The organism is Rhodoferax ferrireducens (assembly GCF_049302455.1).
In the GTDB taxonomy this organism is placed as follows: Bacteria; Pseudomonadota; Gammaproteobacteria; order Burkholderiales; family Burkholderiaceae_C; genus Rhodoferax; species Rhodoferax ferrireducens_B.
Map to the genome: position 1 here is coordinate 1 of NZ_JBAQMD010000028.1, position 12,153 is coordinate 12,153.

At 60.3% G+C, this 12,153-nt stretch carries 13 protein-coding genes; 4 read left to right on the forward strand and 9 right to left on the reverse strand.

Annotated elements, in window-relative coordinates; translation table 11 throughout:
- Positions 1-288: 288 nt before the first annotated feature.
- The 9 genes from WA157_RS04740 to nifH form a co-directional block, all read right to left on the reverse strand.
- Positions 289-810 (reverse strand): hypothetical protein, encoded by a 522-nt coding sequence (locus WA157_RS04740; RefSeq protein ID WP_422619872.1) that lies wholly within the window; start codon positions 808-810, stop codon positions 289-291.
- Positions 811-958: 148 nt separating this feature from the next.
- Positions 959-1,906, reverse strand: coding sequence for a hypothetical protein (locus tag WA157_RS04745; RefSeq protein WP_422619873.1), 948 nt, complete (start codon positions 1,904-1,906; stop codon positions 959-961).
- Between the two features lie 346 nt (positions 1,907-2,252).
- A complete protein-coding gene (locus tag WA157_RS04750) occupies positions 2,253-2,960 on the reverse strand; it encodes a VOC family protein (RefSeq protein WP_422619874.1) in 708 nt (235 codons plus the stop codon).
- Positions 2,957-3,361: a NifB/NifX family molybdenum-iron cluster-binding protein gene (locus tag WA157_RS04755; protein WP_422619875.1), complete on the reverse strand. Its 405-nt coding sequence runs from the start codon at positions 3,359-3,361 to the stop codon at positions 2,957-2,959. Before WA157_RS04755 ends, WA157_RS04750 begins: the two co-directional genes overlap by 4 nt.
- A gap of 14 nt (positions 3,362-3,375) precedes the next feature.
- Complete coding sequence (locus WA157_RS04760; RefSeq protein ID WP_422619876.1) at positions 3,376-3,732, reverse strand: hypothetical protein; 357 nt, start codon at positions 3,730-3,732, stop codon at positions 3,376-3,378.
- Positions 3,733-3,798: 66 nt separating this feature from the next.
- Positions 3,799-4,116: a hypothetical protein gene (locus tag WA157_RS04765; RefSeq protein ID WP_422619877.1), complete on the reverse strand. Its 318-nt coding sequence runs from the start codon at positions 4,114-4,116 to the stop codon at positions 3,799-3,801.
- Between the two features lie 6 nt (positions 4,117-4,122).
- Positions 4,123-5,679: a nitrogenase molybdenum-iron protein subunit beta gene (gene nifK, locus WA157_RS04770; protein ID WP_422619878.1), complete on the reverse strand. Its 1,557-nt coding sequence runs from the start codon at positions 5,677-5,679 to the stop codon at positions 4,123-4,125.
- A 62-nt stretch (positions 5,680-5,741) separates the two neighbouring features.
- A complete protein-coding gene (gene nifD / locus WA157_RS04775; protein ID WP_422619879.1) occupies positions 5,742-7,205 on the reverse strand; it encodes a nitrogenase molybdenum-iron protein alpha chain in 1,464 nt (487 codons plus the stop codon).
- Between the two features lie 88 nt (positions 7,206-7,293).
- Positions 7,294-8,184, reverse strand: a complete 891-nt coding sequence (gene nifH, locus WA157_RS04780) for a nitrogenase iron protein (protein WP_422619880.1) — start codon at positions 8,182-8,184, stop codon at positions 7,294-7,296.
- Between the two features lie 455 nt (positions 8,185-8,639).
- Here nifH and WA157_RS04785 point away from each other — a divergent pair, with 455 nt between their 5' ends.
- The 4 genes from WA157_RS04785 to WA157_RS04800 form a co-directional block, all read left to right on the forward strand.
- Positions 8,640-9,248 (forward strand): hypothetical protein, encoded by a 609-nt coding sequence (locus tag WA157_RS04785; protein WP_422619881.1) that lies wholly within the window; start codon positions 8,640-8,642, stop codon positions 9,246-9,248.
- Positions 9,249-9,300: 52 nt separating this feature from the next.
- On the forward strand, positions 9,301-10,149 hold the full coding sequence (locus WA157_RS04790) for an NAD(+)--dinitrogen-reductase ADP-D-ribosyltransferase (RefSeq protein ID WP_422619882.1): 849 nt from the start codon (positions 9,301-9,303) through the stop codon (positions 10,147-10,149).
- Complete coding sequence (gene draG / locus WA157_RS04795) at positions 10,142-11,071, forward strand: ADP-ribosyl-[dinitrogen reductase] hydrolase (protein ID WP_422619883.1); 930 nt, start codon at positions 10,142-10,144, stop codon at positions 11,069-11,071. The genes WA157_RS04790 and draG overlap by 8 nt, the downstream gene beginning before the upstream one ends.
- Positions 11,064-12,153 (forward strand): SagB/ThcOx family dehydrogenase (locus WA157_RS04800; protein WP_422619884.1); only part of this gene is annotated, 1,090 nt, incomplete at its 3' end. The genes draG and WA157_RS04800, both read left to right, overlap by 8 nt.

The window sequence follows — 12,153 nt, forward strand, 5'->3', positions numbered from 1 at the left end:
CTGTTTGGGTCGCGCCGCCATCGCCGCCGCTTGCTCTCTCACCCGCTTCAACATCATTCCAGCCATGGCCGGTTTGCATTGAATTCTTCTCACAAAATGCAAAGACATAGCTTGTTAGTGACTAAGATGATCGGCTATTCGTAGGTGCGCCACATCGCGCCTTTGGCGATGGCACAGTGGAACGTATCCAGTTTCTCGGACACCCATAAGCCGTGATCCAGTGAAAAAGCCTCTGACGAAGGCAAGCGGACCCGAAGGGGTCTACCTTGGCCGACCGGTTAGGGCGACTTAGGCGCGAACAACTTTGATGTGTTGCCATGCGTTTGGACTAAGAAAAAAGGACGTGTTGATGTCCGGCTTTTTGCCGCCGTTAGCGAATGTGATGAACTGCTTGTTGTGGTACTTCCACATATGCGCAAGAGTGATTTCAGGGTCTAAGCCCAGTTCGGTTGCAATGAGCGCTGGAGTGGCGGGGATTTCTTGCGAGTGATATCTCGCAATGAGTGCAAGAACGCTCAGAAATGGGTTGCCTGGTTCAGGAACAATTTCTTTTGGACCATGAGACACAACGGATGAACGATAGTGATGTAGGACCAGAACCAGAACCAGCATGGCTGCGACTAGCCCTACGGTGGTTGTTGCCGCTATTCGGACTGGCAGTTCTGCTTGGGTTGTCACTGGCATGTTTAGCTTCTGCAGAAACTCCGGCAGAAAAAATGAAACTGGCAGAAGGGGCATGGATAGGCCTGCCGTCCATTGGGACCATTTGGTTGGCAGCACGGATTTCAGGATATCGGTCAGAGTGCTCATCGAATGAAGGCCCTACGTTCGAGCAAAGCGCGCGACGACGGCAGGACGCCAGCCCCAGGCTGGTAAAAATGAACCGCGTACCACCAGCCCGTGCCTGGTGGCCTGCCGTTGGCGCTCCGCTTGAGCAAAAGGGTTAAACGTCACCGCATCACTCCTTGAAAGCTGTCTCGTAGATTGACTTGAAGACAGTATCTTGATTATCGTCAATGTATTTTGCAAGCGCCGGATTAAGCGTTCCTAATAAGTCACTGCGATTCCAAAGAATAGCCCAAATCGCGATTTCGACTGGTGTGCCGCGATGCTTGCCCTTCTGGAGGTCGTTCGCGTATGCAGTAAACGCTTGGCCAACAAGAGCGAATGCCCTCGGGTCTGGCATTTCAGCGGCGCGGAGTCGATTCTCGGGCCTTGATAGGTCGAATGAAGCGTCGAGTCGTCTCAATCCTTGATCGTGTAAACGCGATAGTTCGGCGCCATATTCGTTCAGGAACGCTTGCGCGTATTCTTCTCGGAACTGCCAATCGTCGACCAAGTACGAGAAAAACTCATTTCCGTAGTCGGCCGCCCTGTCAAATCGATTCCCGTCTACGTCAAGCGGAATTACTTCTGGTCTGTAGGAGAATCTCGGTGCGTTCGGATCTCCGGGTAGGCGATATAGGTGGCCGCCGCAATGGTGTTGAAAGCCCGGGCAGTTTCCTTCGTCATCAAAGGCAAGCCGCTGAACGGAAGTTGACCCGCAGTTTAGGCAGCGTGGTGGAGAACTCCGAAGCTGCGCGACTCGAAGCAGGCCCTTCAATCGTTCACGATCTTCGGTACTGGTATCGGTGCCACCGCCCAACGCACGGTCTACTGCGCTCTTAAATATCCCGCCAAGACCACGTTGCGGTGCCAAAGCTTGCAACTCGGATTGAAGAGCACTCTTGTCCAACCGCGATTCAACATCACGAATTCCGTCGCAGACGTTGCACCATCCGAACTCTCGATGTCCCTGAACGGAGTCTCCATCCGGGAGAGCGTATTGCAGCGTAACGGGACGATGTTGAACGACACCTTCGTAGTCGCAGCCATGGCAGCGTATTTTTCCACTGGGGACGGACATAGATGATTCCTGTGACGCCTAACGATATAGCTCGTCAAATATTCTGGCAAGTCGAGCCTGTCCAGCCCGACAACCCTGAATTCCGCCTCCGGCTACAAACGCTTCTATCAGCGGCAAGGCGCATGCCGACTTGGCTTGCCGCGTATCTTTTCGAAAGATGAATTTCATTGCCGTCCCTTTATATCCTGTAGCTGATCGATGACCACTTGGTGCTCCTGCCGGATTCACTTTCCCGACACTTTTTATGTGCAAGCACTATAGCCCAAGAGGCTGTGCCTGAACAGTTCCAATCGCTAGAGCCATGGGCGGGCCGCACCCCATACCGATGATTCACACGGCCAAGCCACTAAACCCCGTGACTCTGCAACTCAACAATTCCCTTGGGTGTATGCAGGGTCGCCGTGATATTGGCCGGCCCAGTCTCCACTGCAATGCCGGCGAGCCCGATGGCGTCGAAAGCGGCTTGCAGCTTGACCGCCGTCGGATGCGTGACGGCAATGCCTTGCAGCGTCACGCCCGAGCGCGGCAGGCTGTTGCGGGGGTGCAGGCGCAGCGGTTCGGCGGCGTCGGGTTTGCCCCATTGAATCAGGCTGGGCAGCGCGCCGTTGAACAGGCGCTGGCCGTCCTCGCGCACGCTGATCTGCCACTGCAAAACGCCCTTGCGCGAATGGCGGCTGGCTTGTACGACCGGCCCGCGATCAATGCCTTGCGCTTTCAGGGCGGCACGCGCGGCCTGGATGTCGCTGGTGTTGGCCACAAAATGCACCAGACGCGGCTCGATGGCAACGGCGGCTTGCAGCGCCGGGTCGTCCATGTCAAACCAGCGCTTGGCTGTTGCGCTGGCCGGCCGTTTGGCCTCTGGATTGATCGCGATGATTTCAAGATAGGCCAGCGGGTTGGCCGGCGTCGCTATCTTGAACAGGCGGTTGTGGGTGCCATACTGCGCATGTTCGCCGCCCGGGCCGGGCGTGATGCCGATCGTGGCCTCGCACCACTGCACCCCAAGCTCCAGTGTTTGCGCCACGACGACCAGGTGATCAATTTGTGTTTTCATGACCTGACCATACCATCCACAAGCGAGAACAGATCGCGCAGCTTGCACAGGGTGGTGGTGAGGTCGAAGCGGGTATCGGCCAGCGCTTCTCCGGTCATGATTTTTTGCAGCGCGATCAAAGGCGCGGTCTCGCCCGTCAGCACGACCCGGGCGCCCCATTTCTCCATGTGGCGGATGTAGCCGTCGCCCGCGCTGGCGGCGATCATGATCTCGACGCCGTGCAGCGGGTGCGGCGCGGTGTCTTGAAAGTGGTGCGGCAGTTGCTCCTTGGTCAGCGCGATGCGCTGGGGTTCGGGCAGCGGCGAGCCGGGCTGGCAGTCGAACACGAGCCAGTCGCGGGCCTGGCCGGCGTGGCCGCTGACCTGGCTCCAGTGGTCCTTGGTGGCAACGGCAATTTTCATGAATTTCCTTGGTCTCAATAGCCGATCTCGAACCACACTGGCTCGCGGCGGCGCAATTGCGCGATCAGTTCCAGCGTGGCCGGCACCAGGGCGCGCACGCCATACCAAACCTCCTCGCGGCGCGGCTGGATGTCTTGCTCCAGCAGTTGCCGCAGGCATTGCCAGCCATGCCAGTCGATCTGGACCAGGCGCCGGCGCAGCGGCTCGGGCAAATGGGCCAGGGTCTGCGCGATGACGAGCAGGTGGGCCTCGACGCGCTGCAAGGTGTTGGCGCTGGCGAACAGCTCTTCTTCGCTCTGCATCTCGGTCAGCAGGGCGCCGACGAGCTGCCCGCTGGTCTGCAGAATGTCATATTGCATGCGGGACAACATGGTCGGGTTCGTTCGTGCCGCTCGGGTCGGTAATGCGCAGACTCCCAGATTGAGAGGATGCCGGATTTATTCCACGCCTTCCTGGCTGGCCTTGACCCACACCGCGCGGCGCAGGCGCTGCGTGATGCCGGCCGGGCTGGCGTCAAACGCCCGCTGCGCCGCCGACAAGGCGTTTTGCGCCATGGCGGCCTCGGCCAGCGTCAACGGCAGGCGCCCGCTAACATGGGTGGCACCAGGCACTGCCTTGATGATGGCCTGGCGGTTCGGGTGCTCGTCCATCGGAATCAAACTGTCGGCCTCACACACGCCACCCAGACAGACCCAGCCGTCGATCACTTCGACCCGGCGACCGTCGAGCGTGGTTTTGATGTAGGTGGCGTCCATGGCAGGTCAACGAATGATGTCGTAGCTGTAGTCGGTCTTCGCGATCTCCATGGTGTTGCCATCGAGCGCCTCGAAGAATTCATCCAGCAGCATCACCAGCACGCGCATCGCGCCGTCATAGCCCCAGGTGGCGTAGCGGTGGTAGTGGTGACGATCAAAGATCGGGAACACCAGGCGCACCAGCGGCGTCTTGGTGTCGCGTTCCAGGAACTTGCCGTAGGTGTTGCCGATCATGAAGTCCACTGGCTCCGTGAACAGCAGCGAACGCAAGTGCCAGAGGTCGCGCTTGGGATACGACTTGCAACCCTTGCCGTAAGGCGACGAGTCAAACAGGGCTTGCATCTTGATCTCCCACTCTTTGCCGCCATTGGTGGACACGACGTGGGCGGGCTCGGCACCGAGCTCCAGCAGGAATGCGGCGTAGCCCAGCATCTGGTCCGGGTCACCGTACAGTGCGAAGCGTTTGCCATGCAGGTGAGCCTGGCTGTCGGCCATGGCATCAACCACTTCACCGCGTTCCTTTTCCAGCACAGCGGGAATCGGCTTGCCGGTCAGACGCGATATTTCCATCAGGAACTTGTCGGTGCCCGCCACACCAACCGGCGCATTGAGAATCACAACTTCCTGGCCGTGCTCGGCGATGAACTTGGATGTTTTCTCGCAGCAGTATTCCTGGAACACGATGGTGGCTTTGGCGTGCAACGCTGCGACCACTTCTTCCTTGGTGGTGCCGCCGGCGTACATGCGGAACTCGCCATCCGTCGGCGTATTCCAGTTGCCGGACGGGTCGCAGATGATGTTCACTTTGACGCCGAACAGATCGAAAATCCGGCGGATTTCTTTCATGTTGCCGACCACGAAACCATCAAAGCCTCCGATGAAGTTGATGCTGTCATCAGGCACGCGCACCAGGGGTTCGGTGGTTTTGGCCTTGCCGTCCCAGAAGTGGCGCAGGATGCCCAGCAAGGCATTGTCGTAGCCGGTGATGTGGCTGCCGACAAACGCTGGCGTGTGGGCGAATGGCACGTCGAACTCGTCGGGGATGCTGCCTTTTTGCTTGCTGGTCTTGATGAAGGCGTCCACGTCGTCACCAATCACTTCCGCCATGCAGGTGGTCGATACCGCAATCATGTCGGGCTTGTACAAGCTGTAGGCGTTGGCCAGGCCATCAACCATGTTGTTCAAGCCACCGAACACGGCGGCATCTTCCGTCATCGAGGAGCTGACGCAGGAGGTCGGCTCTTTGAAGTGACGGGAGAAATGCGAGCGGTAGTAGGCCACGCAGCCCTGGCTGCCGTGCACAAAGCTCAGTGTTTTGGCAAAGCCGTTGGCAACATAAACAGCGCCCAGCGGCTGGCACGCCTTGGCCGGATTGACGGTCAATGAATCACGGGCGAAGTTCTTTTGCTTGTAGTCTTCGGTCTTGGTCCATTCGACGATCGACTTGATGCTCTCGTCAGAGTGGTTGAATTCGAACTCTTTCTTGTTCTTGAGGAGTTCTTTGTACTCGGGTTCACGGAACAGCAGTTCGTGGTCGATGATCTTGGCGGCTGATTGAGGCATGGCTGGCTCCAAAAGTTTGCGGTTAGTCAGAAAAGGAGACCGGTAGACACCGGCCCCGGGGTTCAGGCTGCTTTCTTCCAAGGTGCCTTGGTCAGGCCCCAGATCGGGCTGGAAATGGCCATGTCCATGTCACGGGCAAAGATGGCAAAGCCGTCATAACCGTGGTACGGACCGGAGTAGTCCCAGCTGTGCATCTGGCGGAAAGGCACGCCCATCTTCTGGAACACGTACTTCTCTTTGATGCCGGAGCCGACCAGATCCGGTTTGACCTTGTCGACGAAGTGCTCGAACTCGTAGCCCGTGACGTCGTCATAGATCAGCGTGGCATCCTTGATGTAGTGGGTGGTGCGCTGGTAGTCGTCGTTGTGGCCGAACTCGTAGCCGGTACCGACCACGATCATGCCGAGGTCTTCGTAGGCACCGATTACGTGCCGCGGGCGCAGGCCCCCGATGTACAGCATGACGGTCTTGCCTTCCAGGCGCGGCTTGTACTTGTCGATAACGGCCTGCATCAGCGGCTTGTACTTGGCAATCACCACCTCAGCCTTGGCCTTGATGGTTTCGTCAAAGTGGCTGGCGATTTCGCGCAGGCTCTTCTCGATCATGGTCGGGCCAAAAAAGTTGTATTCCACCCATGGAATACCGTACTTCTCTTCCATGTGCCGGCTGATGTAGTTCATCGAACGGTAGCAGTGCAGCACATTGAGCTTGGCCTTGGGTGTGTTCTCGATTTCACCAATGGTGCCGTCACCGGACCATTGAGAAATAACGCGCAGCCCCATTTCTTCCAGCAGGATGCGGCTGGACCAGGCGTCGCCACCGATGTTGTAGTCACCAATGATGGCCACGTCATAGGGGGTCGATACAAATTCAGGGTGTTTGTTGGGATCGACCTTGTCGAACACCCAGTCGCGAATCGCATCATTGGCCAGATGGTGGCCGAGCGACTGGCTCACGCCGCGGAAACCTTCGCAGCGCACGGGCACGATGGTCTTGCCAACGTATTCCTTGCTTTTCTTTTTCGACACCGCTTCGATGTCGTCGCCAATCAGGCCGATCGGGCATTCCGACTGGATCGAGATGCCCTTGTTCAGGGGGAACAGTTCCTGGATCTCGTCGATGATTTTGTCGAGCTTCTTGTCGCCACCGAAGACAATGTCCTTCTCCTGGAAATCGGAGGTGAACTGCATCGTGACAAAGGTGTCGATGCCGGTGGTGCCGATGTAGTAGTTACGGCGCGCAGCCCACGAGTATTGGCCGCAGCCTACGGGTCCGTGGCTGATGTGGACCATGTCCTTGATCGGGCCCCACACCACGCCTTTGGAGCCGGCGTAGGCGCAACCACGAATGGTCATTACGCCAGGCAATGACTTGATATTGGACTTGACGCCGCAATCGGGCTTGCCTTCTTCAAACGTACCCAGGTGTTTGGCGCGCCGCTTGGCCATCTTTTCGGGATAGGCCTTCAGCACTTCATCAATCAGGGCCTTGTTCGCGGCCTTGCGCTCTTCAACGGTGGCAGTCATGGGGAACTCCAGTAGGTAAATGTTTTTGTCTGGCACTTGGACCCGACCCGATTCATCTTGCGGCGAATCAGGCCGGGCTCAGTACCTCTTAGGCGGCAGCCAGGGCGGCGGCTGCGGCGGCCTTGCCGACTTCCGACTCGTCGATCGCTTCCATGATCCCGAATTCCATCAGCATGTCTTCCAGCTGATCCATGGTGATCGGGGTGGGGATCGTGCCGTTGCCGGCGTTGTTGTGGATCTTGGACGCGAGGGTGCGGTATTCGCCGGCCTGCTTGGAGTCAGGTGCGTACTCGATCACGGTCATGCGGCGCAGTTCAGCGTGCTGCACGACGTTGTCGCGGGGGATGAAGTGAATCAGCTTGGTGCCCAGCATGCCAGCGAGCGCATCGGCCAGTTCGTATTCCTTGTCGGTCTGACGCTCATTACACACCAGGCCACCCAGACGCACACCACCGGAGTTGGCGTATTTCAGAATGCCCTTGGAGATGTTGTTGGCCGCGTACATGGCCATCATTTCGCCGGACATGACAATGTAGATTTCCTGCGCCTTGTTTTCGCGAATGGGCATGGCAAAGCCGCCACACACCACGTCACCCAGCACGTCGTAGGACACATAGTCCACGCCGTCGTAGGCGCCGTTTTCTTCCAGGAAGTTGATCGAGGTGATGACGCCGCGGCCGGCGCAGCCCACGCCTGGCTCGGGGCCACCGGACTCGACGCAACGGATGTCTTTGTAGCCAATTTTCATCACGTCTTCGAGCTCCAGATCCTCCACCGAGCCGGCCTCTGCTGCCAGCGACAGGATGGTGTCCTGGGCCTTGGCGTGCAGAATCAGCCGCGTTGAGTCGGCTTTGGGGTCGCAGCCGACGATCAGGATTTTCTGGCCGAGATCGCTGAGCGCTGCCAGGGTGTTTTGTGAAGTGGTCGATTTGCCGATGCCACCTTTGCCGTAGAAGGCGATTTGCCGAAGTTTAGCCATTACAGTGCTCCATTAAGGAAGGGTTAAAAAGCCGAAGGTTGCGTAGCCGCGACCATGTCAGCCTGACGTGCCTGTAAGTCTTCTTCTTGTGGTCACGCATCGGCCGGACTTGTGTCCGCGCTTCTTCCCTATTGCAGCTTCCGTGCCATGCCTTTGTAGCGCTCGTCAGGCTGCCGAAAATAGGCCGCTGTACAGAGGGAAAGCGCTGTTTGAGCAGGGCTTTGCGGCGGCCTTATCGGCATTGTTCAGTTCCCGACAAAACGGCGCACCATGTCGCAAAAAGTCCTGTGTCGGCGGCCCGAACGACCTGTTTGTGTCGTGTTTGCAGGGCAGCAGGCCCGGTATAGGCCTGGTACGGTCATTGCTCATAGAGTGGCTATGAACACCGTTACGACCAACACCGGCCCCAACCCGCCTAGCACCTCAACCATTTCAACCACAACGAAGGAATCTTCATGACTGCCACACTCGCCCGTAAAGAGATCGACGACACCGCGTTTGCGCGACTCGAAACCGAGGGACGCCTGCTCAACCCCTTGCTCAAGGCGCCTACAGCCAAGCCCGGTCGCTTCGGCTTTCGCGGCGAATTGGCCTTGCGCTTTGCGCCCAAGCTGGCCGATGAGGCCCGCCCGCCGGAGCTGCTCTGTGGCCAGGTCATGGCCGTCGGCAAGCTTACGGAAAAGCACCTGCCCTTCTTTGCCGGCTACCTGCTGAGTTTCGAGCACCTGAAGGACGTGGCCGAGGTGCTGGGCGACTCGCTCAGCGCGGGTGGCAAGTATTTCCTGTTTTGCAACAACATTGATCTGTCCAAGAAGTACCAGGTGCCGTACAAGGGCGCCATGTTCTATGTGCTGCCGATCGACGAATCCACGGTCTATAACGAACTGCTGAGCTTGTTCTATCTGGAAAAGAACGACCTCAAGAAGAAAGATATTGCCGGCAAGCTCGATGCCGTGGCGGACGCTGCGCTCAAATTCGACATTACCTTTGACACCATCACCTATGCGGAAGGTCTGGCGCTGATGGGCCCGGTGCGTAACCCCAACGAGAACCGCCCGGTTTGATCGGTGTCTTCCTGCTGCGCGACGGAATCCATCCGATCAAACCCAGTTGCTCATGGCAGTGGACGATGAACTTGACCAGCCCCACCGCTGGTACAGCACCAACCTGGTCGGTGTGCCAGCGCGGGCGCTGGCCAGCACCGCGTTCAATGCCAATCCGCGATGCCTGGCCATCGCCGGCGCGCGCGAGGCCCAAGCGGGCCTGTTCGCGCTGCTGGACCGCAGCCGCGACCTGAACGAGGCGCGCGACATGTTTGTGCATTACCTGGCCATCGCGTTCGGACTGCGCCAGCCCGAGCCGCATGAGCTGGCCGCTATGGGCGTGGCCGAGCAAAGACGCTGGCGCAGCAGCTGGCGCAAGCTGCTGCAGGGCTGGGGCATGGACGCCAATGGCCCGGCTGGCGCGGTGCTCAAAGGCTGGGTCGAAAGCCGCTTTGGCCTGGTCCCCGGTTACCACAAGGCGCCGCTGGCACGCTTTCCATCGCCAGCCTGGGTGGCTTACCTGGAGGAGAAAAGCGCCAGTCGCCACACCAACAACAACATCCACCAGCAGTTGGACCTGCTATACGAATTCTGCCAATGGGCGCTGCGCCGTTTCCCGCTGCCGGGCAGTGCGATGCCTGCGCGGCACTTGCGGCTGTGGCGTGGCAGCACGCGCTGCGAGGAGCAACTGATTGCCGGCTGCCTGCAGGACCGGTGCTGCACGGTGCGCTTGAACAACCTTGTGTCCTTCAGTCTGTCGTACGACGATGCCGCCTGTTTTGGCGACTGGGTTTTTGAGGTGCAGGTGCCAGCCTGCAAGGTGCTGGTGTTTCCCGGCCTGCTGCCGGGCCATGTGTTGCAAGGCGAGCAGGAGGTGCTTGCGCTCGGTGGCGACTATGAGGTGGTGGCGCGTTATGCGTGAGCTGTTCGACAAGGTTCTCGGCGCCTACCTGGGCCTGGCCATCGGGGACGCCCTGGGCGCCACGGTGGAGTTCATGCGCCCGCGCGAGATTGTCATTCAATACGGCGTGCATCGCGAAATCATCGGTGGCGGCTGGTTGAAACTCGCGCGCGGCCAGGTCACCGACGACACGACGATGAGCCTCGCATTGGGCGGTGCGCTGCTGCAGGGCGGCACGCACGCACTCGGCCTGCATGCCCGGGGCGATGACACCCTGGTGCACAGCATCGGCCAAGCCTTTGTTCAATGGTTGCAGGGCAAGCCGGTGGACTGCGGCAACACCTGCCGCCGCGGCATCCTGCGGTATTTACACGAACACACATTGGCCGGCCCGTACAACCCGGGCGACGCCGGCAATGGCGCGCTGATGCGCAACCTGCCCGTGGTGCTGGCCACACTGGGCGACGATGCCGCCTTTGCGCGCCTGTCCATCGCCCAGGCCCACCTGACCCACCACCACCCGCTGTCCGACGCGGCCACGCTGGGCATGGGCCAGTTGCTGCGCCTGCTGCTTCATGGCGCCGAGCATTGCGAGTGCCGGCACTGGTGCGATCTTTGGATCACCCAGAACCCGGCTTTTGGCTTCACGCCCTACCGTGGCCACGCCACCGCTTATGTAGTGGATACGGTGCAGACCGTGTTGCATTTCCTGATGCTGCACGAGGACTTTGAGGCCGCGCTGGTCGCCACCGTGAATCAGGGCGATGATGCCGACACCACTGGCGCGCTGGTCGGCATGCTGGCCGGTGCACGCTGCGGTGCCTCCAGGCTGCCGCAGCGCTGGCTGCACCGGCTGCAGCCCGCCACCGTGCAGGCGATCACCGACCAGACCAGCGGCCTGCTGGCGCTGGCGCAGACCGTCAAGGAGGACGCGCATGTCTGAGTTCACTGTTCACGATGACGCCCCGGCAGTGGCCGTGGCGCTGTCCTATCACGAGCGCACCAAACACCGTTTGAGTGGCTACGCGGCCGGCCCCGATGCGTTGGACTGGGACGCCCAGCCGGACCCATTTCGCCGCTACGTTGGCGCGCCATTGACCGCGCTGCCCTTGAAGGCCGATGAGCTTGCGACCCCCTGGGCCGACCTGTTTGAGCCCGGCCGCATCGCACCGCGCCTGCCGGATCGCGACGCCATCGGCCTGCTGTTCGAACTCAGCTTTGCGCTGTCGGCGTGGAAACAATACGGGCCGGACCGCTGGGCCATGCGTGTGAATCCCTCCAGCGGCAACCTGCATCCGCTTGAGTCCTGGCTGGTCTGCCAGAGCGCCGACGGCATCGCCGATGGGGTCCATCACTACGCGGTGCGCGAGCATGCGCTGGAGCAGCGTGCCACATTCGCACAGGAGGAGGGCGTCGCCAGGTCGCCGGCGCGCGTCTTCATTGCCCTCACCAGCATTCAATGGCGCGAAGCCTGGAAATATGGTGAACGCGCCTTTCGCTATTGCCAGCTCGACGTCGGCCACGCCATCGGTGCGCTACGCTACGCTGCCGCCGTGCTGGGCTGGCGGCTGCAGCCGGTGGCCTGCGGTACGGCACAGCTCGCCAGTCTGCTCGGACTCGACCGCGACGAGGACTTCGGTGCCGCCGAGCGCGAAGAGCCGGATGCGTTGTTTGAGTTGCTGCCCGGCGATACAAGCGCGGTAGACAACGCTCCGTGGGACTGGCCCGTGCCCACGAACTGGCAGGGTCTGCCCAACCGGCTCGACCGCCACCCGATGTACCGCTGGCCGGTGATTGATGCCGTGGCCGTGGCGACCCGGGTGCACGACATGCCACCGAAAGTGCCTGGGAGTCTGGGCGGCAGAGCGTTCTGCTCCGTGTCCCCCGCCCGCTGCGCGGGCTCCTCCTTGACCGGCACAGAACGCTCTGCCGCCCAGGCTCCCAAGCGCTTTCGGAGGCAAGGCATGCATGCGCGTGGCCACGGCCACGGCATCAATCACCGGCCAGCGGTACATCGGGTGGCGG

Coding starts and splice junctions, on each gene's coding strand:
- WA157_RS04755 (WP_422619875.1), bottom strand. CDS start 3,361: ATGAAAATTGCCGTTGCCACCAAGGACCACTGGAGCCAGGTCAGCGGC.
- nifD (WP_422619879.1), bottom strand. CDS start 7,205: ATGACTGCCACCGTTGAAGAGCGCAAGGCCGCGAACAAGGCCCTGATT.
- WA157_RS04750 (WP_422619874.1), bottom strand. CDS start 2,960: ATGAAAACACAAATTGATCACCTGGTCGTCGTGGCGCAAACACTGGAG.
- WA157_RS04740 (WP_422619872.1), bottom strand. CDS start 810: ATGAGCACTCTGACCGATATCCTGAAATCCGTGCTGCCAACCAAATGG.
- draG (WP_422619883.1), top strand. CDS start 10,142: ATGCGTGAGCTGTTCGACAAGGTTCTCGGCGCCTACCTGGGCCTGGCC.
- nifH (WP_422619880.1), bottom strand. CDS start 8,184: ATGGCTAAACTTCGGCAAATCGCCTTCTACGGCAAAGGTGGCATCGGC.
- nifK (WP_422619878.1), bottom strand. CDS start 5,679: ATGCCTCAATCAGCCGCCAAGATCATCGACCACGAACTGCTGTTCCGT.
- WA157_RS04745 (WP_422619873.1), bottom strand. CDS start 1,906: ATGTCCGTCCCCAGTGGAAAAATACGCTGCCATGGCTGCGACTACGAA.
- WA157_RS04785 (WP_422619881.1), top strand. CDS start 8,640: ATGACTGCCACACTCGCCCGTAAAGAGATCGACGACACCGCGTTTGCG.
- WA157_RS04765 (WP_422619877.1), bottom strand. CDS start 4,116: ATGGACGCCACCTACATCAAAACCACGCTCGACGGTCGCCGGGTCGAA.
- WA157_RS04760 (WP_422619876.1), bottom strand. CDS start 3,732: ATGTTGTCCCGCATGCAATATGACATTCTGCAGACCAGCGGGCAGCTC.
- WA157_RS04790 (WP_422619882.1), top strand. CDS start 9,301: ATGGCAGTGGACGATGAACTTGACCAGCCCCACCGCTGGTACAGCACC.